Raw genomic sequence first — 24,142 nt, 5'->3', positions numbered from 1 at the left:
CCAGCCCCCATTCCGGACTTTCACCGTAGAGATGACGCCCATGCCGGGCGTACAGCATCAAAGCCGCCTGTTCATGTTGAACGGGCGGCTTTTGCATAGCGGCCGAGCATGAGAAGCAGATGCAGAACCGCAAGCGCCAGATACAGGTTGCTGTACACGGCGGCTTCCGGATGACCGTTCACCGGATTCCAGGCCGCGTCCGCGCCCCTGTCGATGATCCCGGCATAGATTCCCGAAGCGAAGGCGCTGGCAATGAAACTCAGCATGGCCGTCAGCCCCATGCCGACGCCGGTCTGCTCCTGCGGCAGCGAGCGGGAGACGGCGATGGACAGCGAAATGGACAAGAATGATTGGCCGACATTGCCGAATATCAGAGCGACGGCGATCAGCACAGGCGACATGCCCGCGAAAGTTGACATCAGCATGAAGCTGACAGCGAGCAGGGACGTCGCCAGGAAATAAAGAAACAAATGGCCTTTCCGATCCGCCAGCGCGCCGCCCAGGCGTCCCAACAGCGCCGTCGCGATTGCGGCCGGTACGAGCGCGAATCCGAGCAGCCCCGGCTCCAGCCGGTTGACGTTCGCCAGCAGCTGCGGGCTGAGGAAGACCAGCGCGAACCCGATCCCCGTCGTCACGAACATGACCGCCAGCCCGGACACAAACGGCTTGTTGCGAAGCAGTTCCGGAGTTATGAACGGCTCGGGAGCGGTCCGGATTCTCGCCAGGAACAGCATGAACAGCACCAGAAAACCGCCGGCATACATCCACGACGCATTCGTAACGGCCAGCAGCAGCAAGGCTGTCGCGCAGGCAAACAATCCGCCCCCCGGCCAATCGATGCCGGCGGCGCCTGACGGCTTGTCGTTCAGATGCTTGAAGTAGTAAGGCACCGTAAGCAGCGCGAACAGCGGCATGCAGAACAGCCATTGCCAATTCAGGACGCTCATCACGAAGGCGGCGACGACCGGGCCGAGCGCGCTGCCGATCGCCAGACCGGTCATCACGATGCCGAATGCGCGCCCGCGGCTTTCCGGCGGGAAATACCGCACCGGAATGATCTCGCTGATGGCGGGAATCACCGCCGCGCCGGCTGCCTGCAGCACCCTGCCGATCAGAATGACCCAATAGTGCGGGGCGAACAGACCGATCAACGAACCGAGCGAGAACAAGATGAGCCCGTACGCAATGAGATGTTTAAGGCTGAAAGCGTCAGCCAATCTTCCGTAAATGATCGTTCCGACCGCATAAACCAGCAGGTAGGCCGAGGATACCCAGCTGACCTGCGACAGGGACAGTCCGAATTCCGCCGCAATCACGGGCAGCGCGATGTTGAACATGGTGGCGCTCATGACGGAGATGGATGTCGTAAACGCCAGAATCCGCAGCAATTTTGCCCCGGATGGTTGCCGGACCGCCGCTTCCATGAAATCTTCCCCTTCCGCAATGATGTATCTTTGATTTTACTTGCGTTGATAAATAAACGGAAATATATCTTTTAACATAAGATGATATACTTCGGTATATGAAACAACTCCCGATCCGAAGATCGGGAGCTGCGGTGGAAAGGCGGAGAACGTTTTTGACGAAACCAAGCGCCGCGATTTTGTCGAAAATGGCATCGTTCGCATTTCTCTGTTTCTTTGGATTTCCGGAACCCCGTGGTTTGACACAAATAAGGCGCGTCAGTTACGCTGGCATGCGCCGCATTACGATCCGGTGGACCGGTAACGCCGGACGCCGATGCGCCATACCGCCAGACACGGCAGGAGGAACAGCAGCGAGGCGAGCGGCATCGCCATGTACAGCAGGTCCGGGCCGTCCGTCCGGTCCAGGATGTAGAGCAGCGGCAAATAGCTGACGGCGCCGAACGGAATGATGAAGGTGAAGAAACGCGTGACCCATTTGGCATAGATGTCGAGCGGATACTGCGCCATCTCGCGCCCGCCGTCCGTGAAGATGTTCGCGACTTCCAGCGCCTGCACCGTCCAGAAACAGAACGTGGCCGCGAGGATGTAGATGCCGCTGAAGACGACCACCCCGCCGATAATCATGAGGATCAGCGTGATGATTTTCCCCGGCGTCCATTGGACGGGAAGTCCCGATACCGCGATGCCGAGGACGACCGCGCTCTGCAGCATCCGGCCGAAACGGGTGAACTCGAAATTGGAGCCGAGCACCTGGATGACCGTGCCGCGCGGCCGGACGAGCAGCCGGTCGAAACCGCCGCGCACGATCAGGTTCGAGAACGCGTCGAAGCCGCGCACGAAGCATTCCGCCAGCGCAAATGCCATTTGGATGACGCCGAAACAGAGCGCCGCCTCATGGAATGTCCAGCCGGGGAGCCCGCCGAACCGCTCGAACAGGAAGTACATGGCGGCGAACACGGCGAACGGGACGAAGAACTGGCCGGCGCAAAGCAAGAGGAACGATGTCCGGTACTGCATCTGCGATTTGAACAGAATGGACATGTATTTGAAATAGAGGCGCATGGCCCGCATCAACCTCCCTGCACGACGACGCGCTTGAGCGCCCGTCCCATCAGCCACTCTCCGGCGGCGGCGAGCGCCGCAAGCCAGATCATCTGAATTCCGATGCCCGCGAGCGCCTCCCGCACGCCGATATGGCCGGTGTACACCCGGAACGGAAAGTCGACCGTCCAGCGGAAAGGCAGGAGACCCGCAAGCGTCTGCATCCAGTCCGGCATCAGCGGAACCGGCACGATCATCCCCGCGAAAAACTCGCCCGCCACCGCGATCATGAGCACCGAACCGACCGGCGACATCGTCCAGAAGACGGAGATGTACACCAGCATCGAGATGGCCGCGACGAGCAGGAGCCCGGACAGCAGCGCCAGGATGAAGAGCAGCAACGCGGCCGGCGACGCCGGAAGCGGCATCCGGTACGGCTCCGGCAGGATGAAGACGACAAGCGCGACGGGCAGGCAGCGAAGCGAAGCGGACGCCAGACGCGCCGCCAGCAGCTTGGCGTACCAGATCGGATAGAGCCGCCAGGGCCGGCACAGTTCATACGCGATGTTGCCGCCGGTGATCAGTTCGAACAGCTCGCCGTCGAACTGCCACAGCACGATTAGCGCGAAGAACATTTGCTGCAGCCAGACGTAGGCGACCACTTCCTTCAGCGTCATCGGCTGCGCCTCGCCGTTATGCGTGTAGAAGGCGGCATACACCATGATGAGGATGAGGCCGAAGAACAGCTGCGTCAGAATGCCGGCTGCGGCGGCCGCCCTGTACTGGAGCCCCATCAGAAACCGCATTTTGAGGAGCGACAGCGGCGCATTCATACGCGATGCTCCTTGTACAATCGCAGAATCAATTCGTCAACGGGCGGCGATCCGATCTCGACATCGGCCAGTTCGCCTCCGGCCGAGAGCCGGTTGATCAGTTCGGTGATGTCGATCCGGTCGGAGTCGAAGGTGTAGACCGCCCGTCCGGACGACCGGGACAGGCACTGCACGCCCGGCACGTCGATCGGGCTGGCGCCCGCCTTGTAGTCGACCGTGATCGTCTTCTGTGTGCCGTAGCGGCTGCGCAGCTCGGACAAGCTGCCGTCGTAGAGCAGCGTTCCCTTGCCGATCATCAGGATGCGGCCGGCCAGCGCCTCGATGTCGTGCATGTCGTGGGTCGTCAGGATGACGGTCACGCCGCGTTCCCGGTTGATCGTCCTGATGAAGTTTCGGACCGCGATCTTGCTCTCGGCATCGAGGCCGATCGTCGGCTCGTCAAGGAACAGGATCGCCGGGTCATGCAGCAGCGAAGCGGCAATCTCGCAGCGCATCCGCTGGCCGAGGCTGAGCTGCCGCACCGGCGTGCGGATGATGTCGGCGAGGCTTAACATTTCGGTCAGCATGTCAAGATTTTTTCTGTAGATGCCGGGCGGAATGGCATAGATGTCGCGCAGTAGCTCGAACGAGTCGATGACCGGCACATCCCACCAGAGCTGCGACCGCTGGCCGAACACGACGCCGATGTGCCGGACGTAGCGGACGCGGTCTTTCCAGGGCGTGAAGCCCATGATGGTGCAGGTGCCGGCATCCGGGACGAGCACGCCGCTCATGATCTTGATCGTCGTCGACTTGCCGGCGCCGTTCGGGCCGATGTACCCGACGATCTCGCCTTCGCGGACGGTGAACGAAATGTCCCGCAGCGCCTCCACGATCGTATGCTCGCGGACGAAGAGCGCCTTGACCGCTTCCGCGAACCCCGCCGATCGCTTCGCCACTTTGAACGACTTGCCGATGCCCTGCAAGGTAATGAGACTCAAGTTTTCACCCCTTTGGATCTGTGCGGTTCCCGAATTGCAGAAAAAAATATATCCAAAGAGGAAAGAAAAGTATAGACTTATAAAAAATGATGAGTTTTAATACTATTATAAGGAGCGGAAAACGCACCCTTACTTTAATACTGTCAAAAACGGAATTCCGGCACAGGTTGTGCCGGATTTTTTGCTGCTGCCGGGGCACGCGACGCTTGCCGGCGGGGACGCAGTTGGCAGGCTCCGGTTTGTCAAGTGCAGGGCATCCGCCGTACAAGCGGCCGGCAACATCTGCAGACCGCGCCGCCCGCCAATAAAAAATGCCGCGCTCAACGCGGCATCTGTCTCACACGACGCAGATACTCCGTGACATGCTCATCTTCCCTCCGGTTATAGGCGAAGCCGCAGCGCTCCGCCACCGCCGCCGCGGCGGTCCGGAACAGATCCGCCATCTCGAACAGCGCGTTCCAGATCCGGTCGTAATCGCCGTCCGGATACGTGCGCACCAGCTGTTCCCACATGGCGGGCGGAAGATGCCGCTGCAGATACTTGCCTTCCTTGCCCGGGTCCGCCTTGTTATCCGACATCTCCGCGACGTACCACTTCAACATCTGGATCAGCATGGCGCGTACCGGGCCTTCAAGCATCGCCTTCGCGTACGGCAGTTCGCGCCGCCACAGCCCTTTCGCCACATACGTGCTGACCCACCAGAACTCGTTGCAGCAACCTGCGAACCGGGCGGCCGTCGGCGGCTGCGTCAGATAGCTGCGATTGCTCGGCGGCGGCAGCTCGCCGATTGCGCCGTCCTTGTCGAGCAAGAGGACGCTGAGGCTGTCTTCTTCCATTTCGCCGAGCCGGTCAACCGGCCAGAACGTCAGATCGATCCGGTTCCCGTCTTGAAACAGCATGAGGAACGCAAATCCCGGCCGGCTGATCTCCGCCGGAAACAGCGCCGCATCATCCGGCGTCTGCATGATGAGCACGTCGCCGAACCGGCCGATCCAGCTCCGGTCCCGGACGAACGGCTCCACTTCGGTGACCGCATAGACGATATCGTAGTCCTGAAAACAATCGCGCGGCGCATCCGGATTCGCCCGGGAACCGTTCAGGATAACCGCCCGCACCCGTTCATCCGCCTTCGCAAACCCGACAATCAGCTCCATCATATCCCGCTCCGACCGCATGCCGTGACCTCCCGACTGTATTAGCGGCTCCCGGTGCCCCGCAAACTTCGCAAAAAACGCCGTCTCCGGTTTCGCCCGCCATTCTTCTATTGTACAATAACGTCAAAAAACGGGGGCGTTCGATTTGAAAATGGCATTCATCCTGTTCGACGGCATGACCTCGCTGGACGGGATCGGATTTTTCGAAGCGGTGACGCGGCTGAGGCTGATGGAAGGCGGCGAAAGTGTGTCCTGGGATTTCTGCGCCATGAGGGAAGAGGTCTCCGACGACCGTGGCATCACGTATCGCGTGAGCAAGGTCCGGCCGAATCTGTCCGGTTACGATCTCGTCTTCGCGCCGGGCGGCATGGCCACGAGAACGCTCCGGCACGATGACGATTTTGTCGGATGGATCCGGACGGCGGAATCGGCCAAGTGGAAAATTTCCGTCTGTACGGGCGCGCTGCTGCTCGGCGCGGCGGGATTCCTGCAGGGAAATAGGGCAACGACGAACGCATCCGCCTTCGAATTGCTGGAACCGTACTGCGCGGAAGTCGTGAAAGCTCGGGTGGTCAGGGACGGCCATGTCATTACGGGAGGCGGCGTATCCGCATCCGTCGACCTCGGACTCTACGTTGTGGAACTGCTGAAAGGCGCAGAGGCGGCACGGACGATTCAGCAGCAAATGGAGTATCCCTACTATCTCGGAGCCGACGGTTCCGACATTTACATGGCCGAAGGCTGAAACCGGAGCGAAATACCATCGGCAAAAAATAACTGCGGGAGCCTTACTCCCGCAGCTTCAGTCCGTTTTCGATTTCCTCCACCGGCAGGAACAGCGGCCGTTCCCGTCCGTGCGGCGTGTCGGGATGGTGCGTGCTGATCCACAATTGCCCCTGAAAATCGCGGAACAGGCTTGAATGCCCCGCGTTGCGGTCGAGGAGCAGCCGGTCGTCGTGCGTCCAGGGACCTTCGATTCTGCCGCCGGCGGAACGGGCAATCGCGACCGTATAGCCGCCCAGCCCCGCGTCGCCGTAGTTCGGCACCGAATAGCTCGACCAGAGCAGGATCAGCTCCCCGTTCCGGGCCTTGTACAGAAACGGCGCGTCGGTCAGATATCCCTGCTTCTCGATGCGCGGATCGCCGAACAGCCGGAGCCATTTCATCTCCGCCGCGTTCAGGATCTCCACCGGCTCCCCGTACGATGCCTTCAGATCGCGGGTCAGCCGCAGCGCCTTGATCCTGCCTTCGTAAATTTCCGTCCACTCGTGGCAGAACACGATCCAGCGCTGTCCGTCTTCGTCCTCGTAGAACGTGCCGTCCAGACACTCGCAGCCCGGCAGCGTCACCGGGCCGTCGCTGTGCGGCCGGTAGGGCCCCGCCGGATGGTCGGCGACAAGAATGCCCGTCCCGCGGTTTTCGCCGATGCCGCCCTTGAAAGACGCGAACATGAAGAACTTCCCGTCAATCTCGAACACTTCCGGCGCCCAGTAATGCCGGACGCCCCAGAAACCTTTCGGCGGCTGAAACGCGACGTACGGCCCGGTCCAGCTCCGCAGTTCTTCGCTGACGTACACTTCAAAGATCGGATCCTTGTCCCCGCAGCCGTCCGCGAACGTCGTGCCGAACAGGTAGTATTTTCCTTCTGCGGCATGCGGAAACACGAACGGATCGCGCATATGGATGTCGCTCACGTCCACCGTCCGGATCGTTCGAAAACCGGTCTGCATCCGTTTGAGCTCCCCTTTCCCCGTCTGGATTCAACTCATGTCTGCTCCCGCAGGACGCCCGGATGCCACATCGCGTTGATCCGGCGGATTTGCTCCGGATCGCACTTCGGCCTGCGGTCGTAGGTGAGCAGCCCGTTCACTTCCTGCTCCACGTCGGTGAGCTGGGTATAGCAGAATCCGTGAAGGACTTTGGACGCGTAGACCGCCTCCATGATCCGGCGATACTCCCGGACGAACTCCTCCGCGCTGCCCGCGGACGAGTATCCCCATCCCTGCTCATCGGAGACCCGGTAGGCGATGCCGCCGAACTCGGTGAGCAGGATCGGCTCGCCTTCGTGCTCGAACCCGTTCGCGTAGATGGCGCGCCGGCCGGGCTGCGAACGCAGAATCTCTTCCTTCGTCGACAGCGACGCTTTGAAATACTCGTATTTGTCCGGCTCATCCGGCTGGCCGTGGTTGTAATTGTGCACGGCGCAAATGTCGGTCTTCGTCAGCTCCCAGCCGTCGTTGGAGACGACGAGCCGCGTCGGGTCCAGCGAGTGGATCAGGCTGTACAGCGCCAGGCTGTGGTGTTGCTGCTGCCTGCTGCTGCGAATATCCGGCACGCCCCAGCTTTCGTTGAGCGGCACCCACGCCACGATGCACGGATGGTTGAAATCGCGCTCCACGATTTCGATCCACTCCCGCGTCAGACGCGCCGCGGCGTCCGCGGAGAAGGAAGCCGCCGAAGCGCACTCGCCCCACACGAGGAAGCCCAGCCGGTCCGCCCAATAGAGAAAGCGCGGGTCCTCCACCTTCTGGTGCTTGCGGCAGCCGTTGAAGCCCATCGCCTTGGCGAGCTCGATGTCCCGCTTCAGATCGTCGTCGCTCGGCGCGGTGAGCAGGCCGTCCGGCCAATAGCCCTGATCGAGCACGAGCTTCTGAAAGTACGGCTTGTTGTTCAGGTACACCATGCCGCGCTCGGTATGGATCTTGCGCATGCCGAAATACGTCTCGACTTCATCGACCGCCCGGCCGTCCTGCCGCAGCGTAAGCTTCACGTCGAACAGGTTCGGATTTTCCGGCGTCCACGTCCAGCCGTCGTGGTGCGCCGCCGTGCGGAAGATGTTCCGGTTCATCAGATGAAACGCGCGCTTCACATACGGCTCGTGGATCACGATCTGATCCGTGACGACCGTCCGGCCTTTGAACAAGATTTCCACGTCCAATGTCATGCCGGCTGCGGCGCGCGTCGTCTCGAACTCGGCGATCACGTCTCCGCGATCGAGATCCGGCTGGAACTTCACCCGCTCGAGCCGCGCGTCGGACACGGCCTCCAGCCACACCGTCTGCCAGATGCCCGTCGTCGGCGTGTACCAGATGGCGTCCGGCTTCTCCAGCCAGAACTGCTTGCCCCGAGGAATCGTCTCATCCGTTGACGGATCTTCCACGCGCACGGCCACCTGCTCCTCATCCCACGTCAGCAAATCCGTAATATCAAAATGAAACGGCGTATGCCCGCCTTCGTGCATTCCGGCATACTGCCCGTTCACATACACCCACGCGCGGTAATCGACGGCGCCGAAATGGAGCAGGACGCGCTTGCCCTTCCAGCCCGGGTCGACCTTGAAATCGCGCTTGTACCACACCCAGTCGTGGAACGAAGGATCATGAATGCCGCTCAGTTTCGACTGGTAGGCGAACGGCACCTCGATGCGGCGGGAAAGCTGGTGGTCCGGGCGGAACCATTTTTCTTTCACCCCGATGTCCGCGTCGTCGAAATCAAATTGCCATGTGCCGTTGAGATTCTGCCACTCCTTCCGGACAAACTGCGGTCTCGGGTATTCGTTGCGGCGTGCCATCTTACCACTCCTGTGTCCATGGTGTCTGTATCTTGCTTCAGTTCTCCCGTACGACGGGTCCCGGCCGCGAAGCCTTGCCCGGCTCCTGCAGATGCACGGTCGGCCAGCCGTCTTCCCAGATGAGCGGATCGATCATCATCGGCCGCCGGGTCGCCCCCGTGAGCAGCGTCGGCTCATCCGTGTCGATCGCGTGGTAGACGATCCAGTCGCCCCCCGCGTCATCGGTGACGACGGCGTTGTGCCCGGGTCCGACGAACTGCCTTCCTTCCGGATCCGGAACCGCGTTCGCCGCCAGTATGGTCGTGCCTCCGCCGAGCAGCAAATCCCGTCCGTCCCGGTCCGTGAACGGACCGCGGATCGATTCGGCCCTCCCGACTTTGACGTGATAGGAGCTGAACGCTCCCTCGCAGCAGGAGCCGACGGAGCCGAAGAAATAATAGAAATCGCCGCGTTTGACGATATACGGCGCTTCAAACCGGTTGTCCGCGATCTGGAACTTCTCGCCCGCCATCGCCAGGCCGTCCGCGGACAGCTCAATGCCGTAGATGCCGTGGAAGCTGCCCCAGATCAGATACGGCGTCCCGTCGTCATCGCGGAACCAGAACGGATCGATCGAATTGGCGACGCCGATCGTCTCGCTCGTGAACAGCGGTCCGTGATCGGTGAACGGCCCATCCGGCGTGTCGGCCGTGGCCACGCCGATGCCCGGATTCGGATCGCCCCAGGTGGAGTACGAGTAATAGAGGTAATATTTTCCGATTTCTTCGTTAAACGAAATATCCGGCGCCCACAGCCAGCCCTCGTCCTTCCAGTCCGGCTTCGTCTCGAACGCGTCCCGCACGAACTCCCACCCGGTCAGATTGCGCGAGCGGACGATCGGGATCAGGTGCGCGGCGCCGTCGTCCCAGGTGTCCTCCGTGCCGTAGGCGTAAAACCAGCCGTCCTCCCCCCGGATGACGGAAGGGTCGGCCAGCACCGGCTCGAACACCGGGTTTTGATAGGGCGCCGGCGGGGTCTGGGCCTTCTCGGCTGCCTGCGGCTTCACCGCAAGCCGGACGCCGATCGCGGCCGCGGCGGCCAGCACCCCGAGCGCGGCGATCCACAGCACCGTTTTTCGCATAGCGGTTGCCATCTTTCGGCTTCCCCCGTCCGTCATTTGATGCCCGAATGAATGATGCCCTTCACGATCGACTTCTGGGCGAGCAGGAAGACGATCAGGATCGGCAGTGTCGCGATCACCGACAAGGCCATCAGCTTGTTCGGGTAGTTCACATAGCTGCCGTGGGTCATGACCGCGATGCCCGCCGTCAGCGTGAGCATGTCCTCGTTGCCGCCGGAGACGTAATAGGGCCAGATGTAGTCGTTGAAAATACCCATGAACGTGATGACGGCCAGCGTCCACAGAATCGATTTCGAGGCGGGCAGAAACATCCGGACGAAGATCTGCCATTTGTTCGCCCCGTCCATGTACGCCGCTTCCTCGATTTCCGTCGGATAGCCGAGGAAGAACTGGTAGAGCAGGAAGACGCCGAACACGCCGGCCGTGGCGGGCAGGAAGAACGCGCCGTACGTGCCGATCAGACCTAGATCCTGGAACAGGATGTACTGCGGCACGAACCAGACGATCCCCGGAATCATCATCGTGCTCAGGAACATCGAGATCAGCGCCTTGCGGAACGGCACGTCAAGCCGCGCGAGACCGTACGCCGCCAGCGCGTCGATCGTCAGCACGAGCACGGTCCCGACGGTGGACACGATCAGCGAGTTGAAGATCCAGCGGATGATCGGCACATCCAGATCGCCGCCCTTCAGCGCCTCGATGTAGTTGATCAAGGTCGGTTCCTTCGGGATGAAGCTCAGATCTGGCAGGAACGCCTCGATGTCGGATTTCAGCGAAATCGTGACCATCCAGATCAGCGGCACGATGAACATGACGCCGATCGCCGTCGCCAGCAGGATGAGCAGCAGCCGATTGATTTTTGTACGCATCGGTCAACCCCTCCTTCCCGACAGGAGACGGTAGATGACCGTCGAGACGACCATCATGATCAGCCCGAGCACGATGGCCATCGCGGACGCCGCGCCGCCCTGATGCTGTCCGTACGCCACGGCGAAGATGTTCATCAGGAGCACCGTCGTCTCGTAGCCGGGCCCACCGCGCGTCATGAGGAACGGCTGCGCGAACACGTTGAACGAGGCAATGATGGTCATGATGAGCACGACCGTGCTGATGCTCCGGATCGACGGGAGCGTAATGTGGATCAGCCGGTGCCAGGCGTTTGCTCCGTCCAGCCTTGCCGCTTCGTACAGCTCCTCCGGCACCTCGTTCAGCCCGTTGATGAAAATGATCATGTTGAACCCGACCGTCCACCAGATCGTGCAGAAGACGAGCGCGATCCAGACCCACGGCGTATCGTTCAGCCAGCCGATGTGCGGACCGGCCTTGCCCATTTTGTCGAGCAGGATGTTCAGGAACCCCGTGTCCGTATCGAACACCCGCATCCAGATCGTCGCCATGACCGTCGCCGAAATCGCGTACGGCATGAAGAAGATCGTCCGGTAGAACCCCTGGACCCGGGTCGACAGCGCGTTCACGAGCAGCGCGAGCGCCAGCCCGACGATGACGAGGAACGGCACGGAATAGATCACGAACTTGAACGTGCCGCTCAGGCCGCGCACGAACAGGTCGTGGATCAACGTGCCCGGCGTGAAAATGTTCTTGTAGTTTTCCAGGCCGATGAACTCGCGCGAGCCGAGCATGTCGTAATCCTGGAAGCTGAGCACGATCCCCGAAGCGAGCGGGTATAGCAGAAACAGCGCAAAACAAACGAAATAGGGGAGGACAAACAGACTCGATGTCAATTTCGATCTCCAGCTGCCCCGCATCCGATCCACCACCCCTTGTCAATGACAGGGCGGGTATTGCTACCCGCCCGCTGAAGCACACGAACGTCTGCGATTATTTTTTCGCTTCGATCGCCTGAAGCGCTTTCTTCTGCGCTTCGTCAAGCGCCGCCTGCGGCTCCGCCTTGCCCAGCAGCGTCAGATTGATCTGCGTCCACAGTTCGCCGACAATCGAGCCCCAATCCTCAATCGGCGGCGCGAAGTGCACATAGTCGAACTCCTTGGCCACTTCCGTCTGCTGCTGCGTGAGCGCCTGGAATTCGGGGCTCGCCAGCACCTGCTTGGATGCGACGGCCTGGCCGGATTCCGCCCAGTCGAGCGAGTGGCCCGCCACATATTTCAGGAAGTCGCCGATGCCTTCCAGCTTGACGGCGTCGGTCTGTTCCTTCGGCACGACGAACGTATGGGAGCCGCCGAAGACGCCCGGCTGATCGAAGAACACCGGAATCGGCGCGACGCCGTAGTTGATGCCGGCCTTGTCCCATTGGTCCTTCATCTACGGCCCGTTGAACTGGATCGCGTTCTTGCCCTGCAGGAACAGCTTCACTTCACCGTCCTGGGCGACGTTCTCGGGCGATACCTTGTGTTCGAAGATGAGGCTCTTCATGAACGCCAGCGCTTCCACCGCTTCCGGCGAGTTCAGGTTCGGGTTGCCGTCAGCGTCCACCAGATCGACGCCCTGTTGATAGAGGAGCGACGGGAAGATGAACTGCTGCGGCCACAGCGTCGGCATCACGTAGCCCCATTGTCCGTTCGACGGATCGGTCAGCTTCTTCGCGGCCTCCAGGAATTCTTCCCGGTTGGTCGGCGGATGCTCGATGCCGGCTGCCGCGAACAGATCCTTGTTGTAGTACATGATCAGCGGATGGATGTCGAGCGGGATGCCCCACCATTTGCCGTCGATCGTCGCGTAGTTGACGGCGGCGTCGACATAGTCTTCCTTCGTGATGCCCGCCTTGGCGGCCAGATCGTCCATCGGCTGCAGCAGATCTTTTCTGGCGTAGGTCGGAATCGCATCCAGGTGCATGATCATGAGGTCCGGCATGTTCTTCTTCGTGCCGAACGCGTTGTCAAGCAGCTTGTAGTAGTCGCCGTTCGGCTGGATCTGGAATTTGACCTGGTAGCTGTCGGACTGCTCGTTGTAAGCGTCCACGATTTTCTTCATGAACGGGCCGTCCGGACCGGAGAACGGCGACCAGAACACCAGCTCCGTCTTGCCCTTCGGAGCGGAATCGCCGGAAGGCGCCTCCGAATCCGAAGAACCCGTCTGGTTATTGTTTTGGGTTTGGGAATCAGACTTCCCGGAACCGCCGGAACCGCAGGCCGACAGAGCCAGGACAAGACATGCCGCCAGGGCGAAATGCAGCCATTTCAAACGCTTCACGTCGAATCATCCCCCGAGTTTTGGTTTTGTCTGACATAATCCAGTTTCAAGCGCAGGTCCGTCTCATAATTGCCGAACTTCCGTCCGAACAGATTCATGCCGCCGTCGTTTATGGCGTCGGGTTTGATCCCGATGCGGACCGTCAGGTAAGGCAGATCATCCAGTGCCAGTTCGTCGATCGTTAGAACGGAAATATGCCTGCCGTCGATGAAAGAGCCCTCGGAATTGACGCGCCACGTTTTCAGAAGTCCGTATTGCGTGTTTTCAACCCCCCACCACTCCGGTGTGAGCAGACCCCTCTCGCCTCCGAAATCGCCGGGACTCGTCCAGGTTCCCACCTCCTTTCCATTGATCCACAGTGTAATATCTGAAGGCCAGTCCCTTTTGTGGAGCGGCGCTTCCGAACAGATTTCCATGGACAGTTCCAGATGGCGGATGACCGCCCCGCGCGGAACGCGGTTCGGGAACCGGTATTCCAGATAGCCGCGGCGGAACCAGATGAGCTGCGCCTGAATCCGTTCCGGTTCGAAGAACGCGCGGGGGTCATCCATTTCGCCGATGATGGAATGTTCGCTCAAGATGCCGCACGGGGCGGACACCTGCGAATCGACAAACTGGCCGATCGGAAGCGACACTTCCACGCTCGATTCCGAAGGCTCGGACCTGACATGCGTAAGGTCGACCACGATCCGGCTGTACACGGCCGAACAGAGCTTCTGCGTGCCGCGGGTGCCGGGCACCATCTCGGTCTGGATCAACCCGGCTTCCTCCAGCTTCCGGATGTTGATCGCTGCGGTCGAAGCGGGAAGGCCGAACATCTCGGCAATTTCCACGACGTTTCGGGGATGCCCCAGCAGCGCCTTGAAAATCTCCACGCGCAAGTCGGTTGAAAGCGCCTTCGCAATATGGACGAATTCATCAAGATTTGTTGTCAGAATGCGGTTCAGCTTTTCCTGGCTGGAATCGTCCCGTTCGATTCTCATCGGTTTCCCCTCTTTTCTTCAATTTGCAACAATAAAAATTGTACCATACTGGAAAAGAGGTTGTTTAGAACAATTATTTTTGTTTGTAATCGCTTTTAATTATAATTTGGCGCAACTATTTCTGCAACATATATTTTATTTGTCCGCAAAAAAAGATTTAAAACAATATTTATTGTTGCAAATGAAGATTCTGACAATTCCGTAATTCTGGACTTGAAGACAGGTTGAAAATGCAAAAGAGCTCCCCGTCTGATCCACCCGCGGATCATCGGGAAGCTCTTTTTGCATTGCCGCGCCAGCGAGGCGCCATCAATCCAGGATGCGGCTCAGGAACGCCGCCGTCTCGTCGAACGCGATATCGAGCGCTTCCGTCGTTCCCTTGTACGGGTCGGACGCGCCGAACTGGTGGTCGGCGTCGGGGATGATGACATAGGTCTGATGCGGAGCCGATTCCCGGAGCGCACGGTGCTGCTCCAGCAGCCGCTCGCTGTCCCATCCGCCCTGAACGACCAGCACGGGAATGTCGAGCGCCGCGAACACCCGTCTGACGTCAAACCGTTCGCGGTTGCGGTCGAGATCGTCGACCAACGCCCGCTGCGCCGGCGTCAGCTCCCGCCCGTCTTCCGCCGGAGGGCGGATCGGCGCGCCGCCGCCGTTCCAGACGACGGCTGCCTTTACTTCCGGCCGTTCGCCGGCGAGCAGCAGGCTGCTCGTCCCCGCCCGGCTGTGACCGAGTACGGCCAGCCGCTCCGGGTCCGCTTCCTCCGCCAAAGGCAGCTTGCCACGAGCCGCGGCCTTCACGATCGCATGCCAGTCTTCAAGCTCGCGCGACAGCGTGACCGTCTCCGCCGCCTTCCGCTCGCCGCCCGAAGCGGCCGCGGCGATGCGCGCGAAGTTGAACGTCACCGTGTAATAGCCTTGCCGTGCGAACCGCTCCGCGACATCCGGCCAGAATGCCCAATCCTTGTGCCCGCGGAAGCCGTGGCCGAGGATCAGCACCGGCTTCCGCCCGTCGTACCGGGTCGCCCGCACCTCGCCTTCCAGCACCGTGCCGTCCGTCTGTTCCAGGCGGAACGGTTCGAGCATAACGGCCGTCTGCAGACTCATGGTCCGCTCCCTCCTTTTCAGTGGTACAAGCCGCGGCCGGCATCCCGGCTGCCGAACACGTACTAGCGGATGCGGTCGGACAGACCGCCTTTGCCGAATTTGAGAAACTTGCCTTTATCTGGTTCGGAATGGTCGCTGCATGCCGCCAGGAACAGCAAGATCAATTGCCGCCGCTCTCCGATATCGCGGCAGCCGTGGTCGTACAGCCAGGCGTCGATCGTGTTGTACACGCCGCGGTTGACCCGATAGCGGCTCTTGCAATATTCCGCGAACTTGTAGTCCGGCCAGTGGATGACCTCTCCCACGGTATCAGCCATCGGCAATTCCTCCTTGAAACAGCGCGGAGACTTTCCGCCTGCGGGGGCAGCAGAAAGTCTCCACGGGAATGGTCGACATTTTTTATAATTCCTATATGGTTAGTGGGTATAGGCTGATGAGCAACACTTTAACACGGGGGCGGCGGTCTGTCAACCATTGAATCGGGGACATGCTGCGGAGGACGCGGCGCCGTTCCGCCCAACGCCGCCGCGCATGACAAGCCAGGCCGATCACATCGCCTCGTCCGCATGGAGCGGAAGCTGCCAGTCAACCTCCGGCACGCCGTTCTCCCGCAAATACAGGTTCGCGCGCGAGAACGGGCGGCTGCCGAAGAAGCCGCGGTACGCCGACAACGGACTCGGATGGGGCGAGCGGATAAGATGATGGCGCGGATTCGTGATGAGCTGCGCCTTGCTCTGCGCATGGCTGCCCCAGAGCAGGAACACGACCGGCTCCTGTTTCATGTTCAGCGTCTCGATCACGCGGTCCGTGAACGTCTCCCAGCCCATGCCGCGGTGCGAATTCGGCTGGTTGGCGCGCACCGTAAGCACGGTGTTGAGCAGCAGGACGCCCTGCTTCGCCCAGCGGACCAGACAGCCGTGCTGCGGCACCGCGCAGCCGAGATCGTCATGCAGTTCCTTGAGAATGTTCTGCAGCGACGGCGGCTGCGGCACGCCCGGCTTCACCGAGAAACAGAGACCGTGCGCCTGCCCCGGTCCGTGATAGGGGTCCTGCCCGAGAATGACCACCTTCGTGTCGGCGTAAGACGTATAGTGAAGCGCGTTGAAAATATCGTACATATCCGGATAGATGACCCGCGTCCGGTACTCTTCGACAAGAAACTTGCGCAATTGCTGATAGTACGGTTTCGAAAACTCCGCTTCCAGGTAATCGGCCCAATCGTTCCGCAAAATTGCCACGAATTTCTCCTCCCGCTTCCATTATCCGCGCGAAAGGCGGTTTTGTCCACATCACGGCCATCTCCAAATCTTCCAAACGAAACCAAATCTTTATATCCAACGTCTATATATAGAGCCGACTTTTGCCAGCGAAAAAGCGACACACACCGCAGCGTACAACAAAATATTGATCAAAGGGGAGGAGTTTTCCTTGTTTCGCTCAATCCAACATACCACGATCCGGCTGCGCCTGCAGCGCTGGCTGCCGGCCGCGCTCGCCTTGGCCTTGCTGCTGACCGCTTGCAGCTCGGGAGGCCAAAACCGGGAGTCGGACGGCGAACCGACAACGCTCAAAATCATGTACTGGAACGAACAGATATTCTACAACGACTATGGCCTGCTGTTCTATGCGACGCATCCGAATTTCGACATCAAGATTGCCAGCACCAGTTCCATCCAAACCGGAGAAGGCGATTACAATGAAAAATTTGACGAGTTCATCCGGAACGAAAAACCGGACATTCTGATGCTGACCCTGGATCAATACGAGAAGTTTGCCGCCGACGGCCGGCTTGCCTCGCTCGAATCCTATGTCGCCGATGACAAGTTCGATCTCGAAGGGCTCATCCCGGGCCTGGTCGATCTGATGCGTGAGAAAGGCGGCGGCGAACTGTACGGTCTGACGCCGCAATTTTCCGGCCAGGCCGTTTACTACAACAAAGATTTGTTTGACCGTTACAACATCGAATATCCGACCGACAAGATGAGCTGGGAGGAATTGCTCAATCTGGCCGGGCGGTTTCCGACGGACGGGCAGGACGAGGACAGAATCTACGGCATCGATCTCGGCTATACGGCATCGAATTTGCACCAGTTCGGACAAACGATCGGGTTGACCATGGGGCTCCGCGTGGTGAACTCTGCCGACAAGCGGGTGTCGATCGATTCCGAATCGTGGGTCCGCGCGTACGAGACGGCGCTCAAAGCCTTCCGTTCCGGCACGCTGTACCCGAATGACAATTCGGACTTCAGCGGCGTCATGACTTACGAGGACTATCTGTTCCAGAATCCGTTCATCGCGGGCAAAGTCGCCATGACGATAAACACGACTTATCTGCTGCAGCAGCTCAGGGAAGCCGCGAACGCTTTCCCCGACAAGGCGGTGCAAAATTGGGATCTCGTCACCATACCGGTCGATCCCGCAAATCCCGACTATACGCATGACACTCCGTTCTACAGCATTTTTGCGATCAATGCGGAGTCGGCAAACCGCGACGCGGCCTGGGAATTTATTCGCTACATCCACGGCGACGAATTCGCGCAGGTCAGATCGAAAACATTCGCCGGGCAGCTTCCGGTCCGCACCAAATATATTCAGGACAGTGAAGGCCGGAACATGGCAGCTTTCTACATGTTGAAACCCTCATCATCCAGCCTGTTCGCCGGTATCGAAGATATGCCGCAGGACTTTTCCATGCAATATTACACCATCGGTACGGAAGAGATGCAGGCTGTCATGGATGACCGGAAGTCCGTCGCGGAGGCGCTCGCCAGCATGCAGACCCGGCTGCAGGCGGCGCTGGACGCCTCACTCGCGAATCAGGATAGCGGAGACGCTTCGGCGATTCCGGGCGGGACAGGCGCTTCGACCGGAATTGACGCCGATGAGGCGGCGGCGGATGATGCCGGTGAAGACGCGGTCGAATAGCTCCTCAGGTCTGGGGCGGCATTCCTATGAAACCAGATATAATCAAAACCGTTAATATAGAGTGCCGCCTTCACACACAACAAATCCTCAAGAAAACGACGCAAAAATGGGAGAAGGAGTGGGGAGAAACAAGATGAAGAAGCACACGAACAGATGGCGAATGTCACGCTGGCTGGTGTTGTTGTTGACGTTGGCGTTGCTCCTTGCGGCATGCAGTTCCGGCGCCGGCAACCGTGAGCAAGGCGGCGAGCCGGTAACGCTTAAAGTGTTATATTGGGACGAACAAGCGTTCAACTCCGATTACGGCATGCTGTATTACGCGCTCAACCCGAATGTCGAATTCGAAGTCGTCAGCACGAGCAAACTTCAGGCATCCGAAATCCAGAGCAGCGAAGAGTACGAGAAGAAATTCGAGCAGTTCATCCAGGACGAAAAGCCGGACATTCTGATGCTGAACCAGGATCAATATGAAAAGTTCGCCGCCGACGGACGGCTCGTCTCGCTCGAGTCCTATCTGACGCGGGACAAGCTGGATCTTGAAGGATTCATTCCGGGGCTTGTCGATCTGATGCGGGAAAAGGGCGGCGGCGAACTGTACGGCCTTACACCGCACTTCTACAGCCAGGCGATCTACTACAACAAGGACCTGTTCGACCGGTACAATATCAGCTATCCGACCGACAAGATGAGCTGGGAGGAAGTGCTCAATCTGGCCGGCCGGTTCCCGACGGACGGATCGGACGAAGACCGGATCTACGGCCTCAGTCTCGGCTATTCGACGGAATTGTTCCAGCTTGGACTTGCCATCGGGACGACATCGGGACTGCGTGTGGTGAACCCGGCCGACAAGCGGATTTCGATCGACTCCGAATCCTGGGTCAACGCGTTCGAGACGGCGCTCAGGGCCATCCGGTCCGACACCTTGTACAATAATGAGAATACGAGCTTCAGCGGATCTTACGAGGATTATCTGCTGCAGAATCCGTTCGTCAGCGGCAAAGTCGCCATGGCGATCGACGGCTTGTATCTGATGCAGCGAATCCGTGAAGCCGCGAACATCATCCCGGACAAAATTGTTAAAAATTGGGATCTCGTCACCATTCCGGTCGATCCGGCCAATCCCGATTATACGAACGACTTCTCGTTTTCCAACATCTTCGCAATCCATGCGGAGTCGCCCAATCGCGACGCGGCATGGGAATTTATCCGTTACATCCACAGCGACGATTACGCGCGGGTCAAGTCGAAGGCTTACACCGGCCAGTTACCGGTCCGCACGAAATATATCCAGGATGAGGAGGGCCGGAACATGGCGGCCTTCTACGCGCTGAAACCGTCGAACAACAAAAAGTACGCCGGATTTGAAGATCTGCCGCAAGATTTCTTCATGCAATACTACACAATCGGCACGGAAGAACTGAAGGCTGTCGTGGACGACCAGAAAACCGTGGCGGAAGCGCTCGCCAGCATGCAGACCCGGCTGCAGGCGGCGCTGGATGAAGCGATTGCCAACCAGGAAGCGAATGGAGCTGCAGGCGGAAACGAAGCCGGCGTTTCGGTCGAATCGGGCATGGTCGTCATGCCGGCCGAATCCGGTGAAGGGGAAGCGGGCGCGGCCGGCGAAGGCTCAGCCGAATAATCCGGCCGAATCAGGCCGCGGAACACAAGGAAGGCAAAGCCTCCGGGCTTTGCCTTCCGCCGTTTCACGCCTGCAAACGATCCGCGTAAACGGCCATCGCGTCGCGCATGAATGCGGCAAGTCCTTCACCGAATTTGTCGATGTTCTTCGTGAACCGTTCATCGTCCACATACATTTGGCCGAGACTCCGGAACGCTTCGGGCGGGTAGTTGCCGAACCTCCGGAGCAGGCTGTACCATTCCCCGATCGCAGCCTGCGCCTCATCCGAATCGGGCGCCGTATGTCGGAGCCCGGCCAGTTTCCGGTAGATCGCGCTCATCTCGTTCTGCAGCCCGGCCATTTCCTCCTTCGACAGACTGCGGAGCGCCGCGATCGATTGGTCGACCGCCTCGTCTCCCCAACGTTTGCGGGCTTCCTCCTCGTACGGGTTCTTGCTGAAGTCAAGCCCTTCGAATCGTTCTTGCGCCGTCATCGGAATTTCCCCTTTCATGTGTCGTATCGTTTTTTCCAGTGTGGCGAGCATGTTGTCCAGCCGTTTTCTCCGCTCCAGCAGCATGTTCCGATGCAGTTCCAGCGCTGCCAGCCGGTCAAAATTCGGATCCGTGACAATCTCCTTGATCCGCTTCAGCGGAAAACCGAGCTCGCGGAAGAACAGAATCTGTTGGAGCATCTCGAGATTTCGCTCGGAATAGATGCGGTAACCGGCTTCCGTCACCCCGTCGGGCACGAGCAAGCCGATTTCGTCGTAGTGATGGAGCGTGCGCACGCTGATGCCGGCCAGTTCGGCCACTTCTTTCACCCGCATGGAAAGGTCTGACCTCCTTTCGCACCCCAATCTACAGTATCACGTAACGTGAGAGTCAAGCGGCTTTTTGAAAAAATTTATACCGCACGCCATCTCGCATATCCGGTGAATTGCACGAACCGATTTCGGGAAATTCCGAGTTTCGCAAGAATAGATTGCCCGGATTCGGCAACAATGGTAACAGAATCGAAGGGAGTGTATGCCAGTGATTTCGGAGAAAACACGCGCAAGATGGACACCCGGCGAGGATGAGACGCTGGTCGGCGTCATCCGTCAGCATGTGGAATCCGGTTCATCGCTGACGGCGGCATTTGCCGCGGCTGCGGAACTGCTGCCCGGCCGATCGGCGGCGGCCTGCGGATTCCGCTGGAACACCGAACTCAAAAACCATTACACCCTGCCCGTGCAGCCGCGGCGCGGCCGGCGCCAGAAACGCCAGGAAGCGGCCGGAAATCAGGCGTCCGCCCCGGCGGACAGCGCCGCGCTCACGAAGGGACTGGCGAAGACGCCCCAGCTCCCCGCCGCGCTTTCGCAGCTTTTGGACGCCGTGCCGAAAGTGCAGGTGCTGTTCGCGAATCTGGCCCAGGAACTGACCAGCTATCGCGACCGCGTGAAAGCGGTGGAGAAAGAGAACAAGGCGCTGCGCCAGCGGATCGCCGCGCTCGAAGCGCTCGGCGACGCGGCCGCCCAGGCCGATCTCGAGACGCTCTACCGGCTGCTTCAGCGGGCAAGGCAGATGAACCTGACGACCCATGCCCCGGAAGGCGCCGTCGTCTACGAGCGGCTGGACAGTGAAAGGAATACGAATATCGGCTGAATATCGGTTGATCCGCAAAAAACAAGGAGCAGTATGTCGTCCATACTGCTCCTTGTTTTTGGTATGGGATCAATGCGATAAAGCCAAATCGTAGCGATCCGCGTTCATGATCTTGACCCAGGCGGCGATGAAGTCGCGCACGAATTTCTCCTGATTGTCGTCCTGGGCGTAGACTTCGCAGATGGCGCGCAGCTCGGAGTTGGAGCCGAACAGGAGATCCACCTGCGTCGCGGTGTACAGCACTTCGCCCGTCTTGAGGCTGCGTCCTTCGTACACGCCGTCGCCGGCCGGTTTCCACTGGATGTTCATGTCCAGCAGGTTGACGAAGAAGTCGTTCGTCAGCTGGCCGACGCGGTCCGTGAATACGCCGTGCTTCGTGCCGCCGAAGTTGGTGCCGAGCACGCGCAGACCGCCGATGAGCACCGTCATTTCCGGAGCGGTCAGGCCCAGCAGGTGCGCCTTGTCGATCAGGAGTTCCGCCGGATTCGCCTGAACGCCTTTCTTCACATAGTTGCGGAATCCGTCGGCGAGCGGCTCCAGCACGGCAAAGCTTTCGACATCGGTCTGCTCCTGCGAAGCGTCGCCGCGCCCCGGCGCGAACGGAACGCTGACGTCGAATCCGGCGTCCCGCGCCGCTTTCTCGACCGCCGCGCTGCCGCCGAGCACGATCAGGTCGGCCAGGCTGACCTTCGGTTCCAGCTCTTCCTGGATGGCTTCCAGAATCCGCAGCACTTTCGCAAGCTGTTCAGGCTGATTGACTTCCCAATCCTTCTGCGGCGCCAGACGGATTCTCGCGCCGTTCGCGCCGCCGCGGTAGTCGGTGTGCCGGAACGTGCTGGCTGCCGCCCACGCCGTCGTGACGAGTTCGCTCACCGTCAGGCCGGAGTCCAGAATCCGCTGCTTGATGTCCGCGATCTGTTCCTCCGACAGCGTGTAATCGACCGCAGGCACCGGATCCTGCCAGATGAAGTCTTCCTCCGGCACTTCCGGACCGAGCAGCCGGGTGCGGGGCCCCATGTCGCGGTGCGTGAGCTTGAACCACGCGCGGGCGAACGCCTGGGCGAACTCGTCCGGATTTTCCAGGAAGCGGCGGGAAATTTTTTCGTATTCGGGATCGAACCGGAGCGCCAGGTCCGTGGTCAGCATCATCGGCTTGACGCGGACGGACGAATCTTCCGGGTCCGGCGCCAGATGTTCCGGCTTCGGATCGACGGGCTCCCATTGCCAGGCGCCCGCCGGGCTCTTCGTCAACTGCCATTCATAGCCGAACAAGTTCTGGAAGAAGCCCATGTCCCACTGCGTCGGATTCGTCGTCCACGGTCCTTCGAGACCGCTGGTGATCGTGTCGCGGCCTTTGCCGGAACCATGCGAGCTGATCCAGCCGAGACCCATGTGCTCGACCGGCGCGGCTTCGGGTTCGGGACCGACCTTCGCGGCGTCGCCCGCTCCGTGCGCTTTGCCGAACGTGTGGCCGCCGGCGATGAGCGCCACGGTCTCCTCGTCGTTCATCCCCATCCGGCTGAACGTCTCGCGGATGTCGCGCGCGGCCGCGAGCGGGTCCGGCTTGCCGTTCGGACCTTCCGGGTTGACGTAGATCAGGCCCATCTGGACGGCCGCCAGCGGATTTTCGAGCTCGCGGTCGCCGGAGTACCGGTTGTCGCCCAGCCACTCTTTCTCGGAACCCCAGTAAATATCTTCTTCCGGATGCCAGACGTCGACGCGTCCGCCGCCGAAACCGATCGTCGGGCCGCCCATCGACTCGATGGCGACGTTCCCGGCGAGGATGAACAGGTCGGCCCAGGAAATCTTGTTGCCGTATTTCTTCTTGATCGGCCACAGGAGCCGGCGGGCTTTGTCAAGATTGGCGTTGTCCGGCCAGCTGTTCAGCGGGGCGAACCGCTGGGTGCCGGTATTTCCGCCGCCGCGGCCGTCGAAAATGCGGTACGTTCCGGCGGAGTGCCAGGCCATGCGGATGATCAGCGGACCGTAATGCCCGTAATCGGCCGGCCACCATTCCTGGCTTTCGGTCATCAATTTGCGCAAGTCCTCTTTCAGCGCGTAGTAGTCCAGCTTGGCAAATTCTTTCGCATAACCGAAATCTTCGCCCATCGGGTTCGATTTCCGGTCATGCTGACGCAGAATGCTCAGGTTGAGCCGGTTGGGCCACCAATGTTTGTTCGTGGTCGCCTCCGACCGGTGGCTCGTGACGCTGCCGTGCGAAAAGGGGCATTTGCCGGTGCTTGCCGTCGTGTCCATTCCGATCACTCCCGTACCGTTAGATTTAAAATTATATAATAATAATTCTAATCTATTTATAAACCGATTCGGGCGTTTTATCAAGCTTTTTCATTTTCCATCTGCGCCGATGCCGGGCTCCGCCGCCGAAGCCGCGGGGAATTCCGCTGCCCGCCGCTGGTGAACGGTGACGGGGATTTGCCCGGTTTGCCGGCCTTGATCAACTGGTTTGACGCGCATTGGCTTCCGGTCAGCCGCACGTTGCCGGCCCGGTTTGCTGCGTTAGTGTAAAATCTTCGTGGGTGTAGGAATTGGAAAAAGCGGACATAGAAAAAGA

Annotated in this window: 23 protein-coding genes; 4 read left to right on the top strand and 19 right to left on the bottom strand. The window is 60.0% G+C overall.

Annotation, left to right across the window (positions count from 1 at the left end):
• Nucleotides 1-71: 71 nt before the first annotated feature.
• The 5 genes from KJQ12_RS16990 to KJQ12_RS16970 all read right to left on the bottom strand — a co-directional run bounded on the left by KJQ12_RS16990 (nucleotide 72) and on the right by KJQ12_RS16970 (nucleotide 5,456).
• Nucleotides 72-1,424: an MFS transporter gene (locus KJQ12_RS16990; RefSeq protein ID WP_213486309.1), complete on the bottom strand. Its 1,353-nt coding sequence runs from the start codon at nucleotides 1,422-1,424 to the stop codon at nucleotides 72-74.
• 282 nt (nucleotides 1,425-1,706) lie between these two features.
• Entirely contained in the window at nucleotides 1,707-2,489 is a 783-nt protein-coding gene (locus KJQ12_RS16985; protein ID WP_213486307.1) for an ABC transporter permease, read from the bottom strand.
• Nucleotides 2,490-2,497: 8 nt separating this feature from the next.
• A complete protein-coding gene (locus tag KJQ12_RS16980) occupies nucleotides 2,498-3,301 on the bottom strand; it encodes an ABC transporter permease (protein ID WP_213486305.1) in 804 nt (267 codons plus the stop codon).
• Entirely contained in the window at nucleotides 3,298-4,281 is a 984-nt protein-coding gene (locus tag KJQ12_RS16975; protein ID WP_213486303.1) for an ABC transporter ATP-binding protein, read from the bottom strand. The genes KJQ12_RS16980 and KJQ12_RS16975 overlap by 4 nt, the downstream gene beginning before the upstream one ends.
• A 320-nt stretch (nucleotides 4,282-4,601) precedes the next feature.
• Nucleotides 4,602-5,456 (bottom strand): aminoglycoside 6-adenylyltransferase, encoded by an 855-nt coding sequence (locus KJQ12_RS16970; protein ID WP_213486301.1) that lies wholly within the window; start codon nucleotides 5,454-5,456, stop codon nucleotides 4,602-4,604.
• 124 nt (nucleotides 5,457-5,580) lie between these two features.
• Between KJQ12_RS16970 and KJQ12_RS16965 the strand changes: the two genes are divergently transcribed.
• Entirely contained in the window at nucleotides 5,581-6,180 is a 600-nt protein-coding gene (locus tag KJQ12_RS16965) for a DJ-1/PfpI family protein (protein WP_213486299.1), read from the top strand.
• Nucleotides 6,181-6,223: 43 nt separating this feature from the next.
• On the opposite strand, the gene KJQ12_RS16960 is transcribed toward KJQ12_RS16965, so the two are convergent.
• The 11 genes from KJQ12_RS16960 to KJQ12_RS16915 all read right to left on the bottom strand — a co-directional run bounded on the left by KJQ12_RS16960 (nucleotide 6,224) and on the right by KJQ12_RS16915 (nucleotide 16,622).
• Nucleotides 6,224-7,165: a glycoside hydrolase family 43 protein gene (locus KJQ12_RS16960; RefSeq protein ID WP_213486297.1), complete on the bottom strand. Its 942-nt coding sequence runs from the start codon at nucleotides 7,163-7,165 to the stop codon at nucleotides 6,224-6,226.
• A 35-nt stretch (nucleotides 7,166-7,200) separates the two neighbouring features.
• Nucleotides 7,201-9,006 (bottom strand): glycoside hydrolase family 2 protein, encoded by a 1,806-nt coding sequence (locus KJQ12_RS16955; protein WP_213486296.1) that lies wholly within the window; start codon nucleotides 9,004-9,006, stop codon nucleotides 7,201-7,203.
• 37 nt (nucleotides 9,007-9,043) lie between these two features.
• Complete coding sequence (locus KJQ12_RS16950; protein ID WP_213486295.1) at nucleotides 9,044-10,138, bottom strand: family 43 glycosylhydrolase; 1,095 nt, start codon at nucleotides 10,136-10,138, stop codon at nucleotides 9,044-9,046.
• A 20-nt stretch (nucleotides 10,139-10,158) separates the two neighbouring features.
• Nucleotides 10,159-10,995: a carbohydrate ABC transporter permease gene (locus KJQ12_RS16945; protein WP_213486294.1), complete on the bottom strand. Its 837-nt coding sequence runs from the start codon at nucleotides 10,993-10,995 to the stop codon at nucleotides 10,159-10,161.
• A gap of 3 nt (nucleotides 10,996-10,998) precedes the next feature.
• Nucleotides 10,999-11,892 carry a carbohydrate ABC transporter permease gene (locus KJQ12_RS16940; RefSeq protein WP_213486292.1) on the bottom strand — a complete coding sequence of 298 codons (894 nt, stop codon included), beginning with the start codon at nucleotides 11,890-11,892 and terminating at the stop codon, nucleotides 10,999-11,001.
• A gap of 73 nt (nucleotides 11,893-11,965) precedes the next feature.
• On the bottom strand, nucleotides 11,966-12,406 hold the full coding sequence (locus KJQ12_RS19705; RefSeq protein WP_244860662.1) for a type 2 periplasmic-binding domain-containing protein: 441 nt from the start codon (nucleotides 12,404-12,406) through the stop codon (nucleotides 11,966-11,968).
• Nucleotides 12,407-13,294: an extracellular solute-binding protein gene (locus tag KJQ12_RS16935; RefSeq protein ID WP_244860661.1), complete on the bottom strand. Its 888-nt coding sequence runs from the start codon at nucleotides 13,292-13,294 to the stop codon at nucleotides 12,407-12,409.
• Entirely contained in the window at nucleotides 13,291-14,277 is a 987-nt protein-coding gene (locus tag KJQ12_RS16930) for an ArsR/SmtB family transcription factor (protein WP_213486290.1), read from the bottom strand. Before KJQ12_RS16930 ends, KJQ12_RS16935 begins: the two co-directional genes overlap by 4 nt.
• A 309-nt stretch (nucleotides 14,278-14,586) precedes the next feature.
• On the bottom strand, nucleotides 14,587-15,384 hold the full coding sequence (locus KJQ12_RS16925; RefSeq protein WP_213486288.1) for an alpha/beta hydrolase family protein: 798 nt from the start codon (nucleotides 15,382-15,384) through the stop codon (nucleotides 14,587-14,589).
• A 62-nt stretch (nucleotides 15,385-15,446) separates the two neighbouring features.
• Nucleotides 15,447-15,701 carry a hypothetical protein gene (locus tag KJQ12_RS16920; protein ID WP_213486286.1) on the bottom strand — a complete coding sequence of 85 codons (255 nt, stop codon included), beginning with the start codon at nucleotides 15,699-15,701 and terminating at the stop codon, nucleotides 15,447-15,449.
• Nucleotides 15,702-15,932: 231 nt separating this feature from the next.
• A complete protein-coding gene (locus tag KJQ12_RS16915; RefSeq protein ID WP_213486284.1) occupies nucleotides 15,933-16,622 on the bottom strand; it encodes a uracil-DNA glycosylase in 690 nt (229 codons plus the stop codon).
• Nucleotides 16,623-16,812: 190 nt separating this feature from the next.
• On the opposite strand from KJQ12_RS16915, the gene KJQ12_RS16910 reads away from it, so the two are divergent.
• Nucleotides 16,813-18,309 carry an ABC transporter substrate-binding protein gene (locus KJQ12_RS16910; protein ID WP_213486282.1) on the top strand — a complete coding sequence of 499 codons (1,497 nt, stop codon included), beginning with the start codon at nucleotides 16,813-16,815 and terminating at the stop codon, nucleotides 18,307-18,309.
• Between the two features lie 133 nt (nucleotides 18,310-18,442).
• Nucleotides 18,443-19,948 (top strand): ABC transporter substrate-binding protein, encoded by a 1,506-nt coding sequence (locus KJQ12_RS16905; protein ID WP_213486280.1) that lies wholly within the window; start codon nucleotides 18,443-18,445, stop codon nucleotides 19,946-19,948.
• A gap of 64 nt (nucleotides 19,949-20,012) precedes the next feature.
• Here KJQ12_RS16905 and KJQ12_RS16900 read toward each other — a convergent pair whose 3' ends face one another.
• Nucleotides 20,013-20,753, bottom strand: coding sequence for a MerR family transcriptional regulator (locus KJQ12_RS16900; RefSeq protein ID WP_213486278.1), 741 nt, complete (start codon nucleotides 20,751-20,753; stop codon nucleotides 20,013-20,015).
• Between the two features lie 205 nt (nucleotides 20,754-20,958).
• Here KJQ12_RS16900 and KJQ12_RS16895 point away from each other — a divergent pair, with 205 nt between their 5' ends.
• Complete coding sequence (locus KJQ12_RS16895; RefSeq protein WP_213486276.1) at nucleotides 20,959-21,570, top strand: hypothetical protein; 612 nt, start codon at nucleotides 20,959-20,961, stop codon at nucleotides 21,568-21,570.
• Between the two features lie 69 nt (nucleotides 21,571-21,639).
• On the opposite strand, the gene katG is transcribed toward KJQ12_RS16895, so the two are convergent.
• Nucleotides 21,640-23,826 (bottom strand): catalase/peroxidase HPI, encoded by a 2,187-nt coding sequence (katG, locus tag KJQ12_RS16890; protein ID WP_213486274.1) that lies wholly within the window; start codon nucleotides 23,824-23,826, stop codon nucleotides 21,640-21,642.
• Nucleotides 23,827-23,906: 80 nt separating this feature from the next.
• Nucleotides 23,907-24,142: hypothetical protein (locus tag KJQ12_RS16885; protein ID WP_213486272.1), on the bottom strand; the 236-nt coding region annotated here is incomplete at its 5' end.

It is taken from the genome of Thermobacillus xylanilyticus (assembly GCF_907165215.1).
GTDB classification, from domain to species: Bacteria; Bacillota; Bacilli; order Paenibacillales; family Paenibacillaceae; genus Thermobacillus; species Thermobacillus xylanilyticus.
This window is presented reverse-complemented; position numbering and strand designations above follow the sequence as displayed.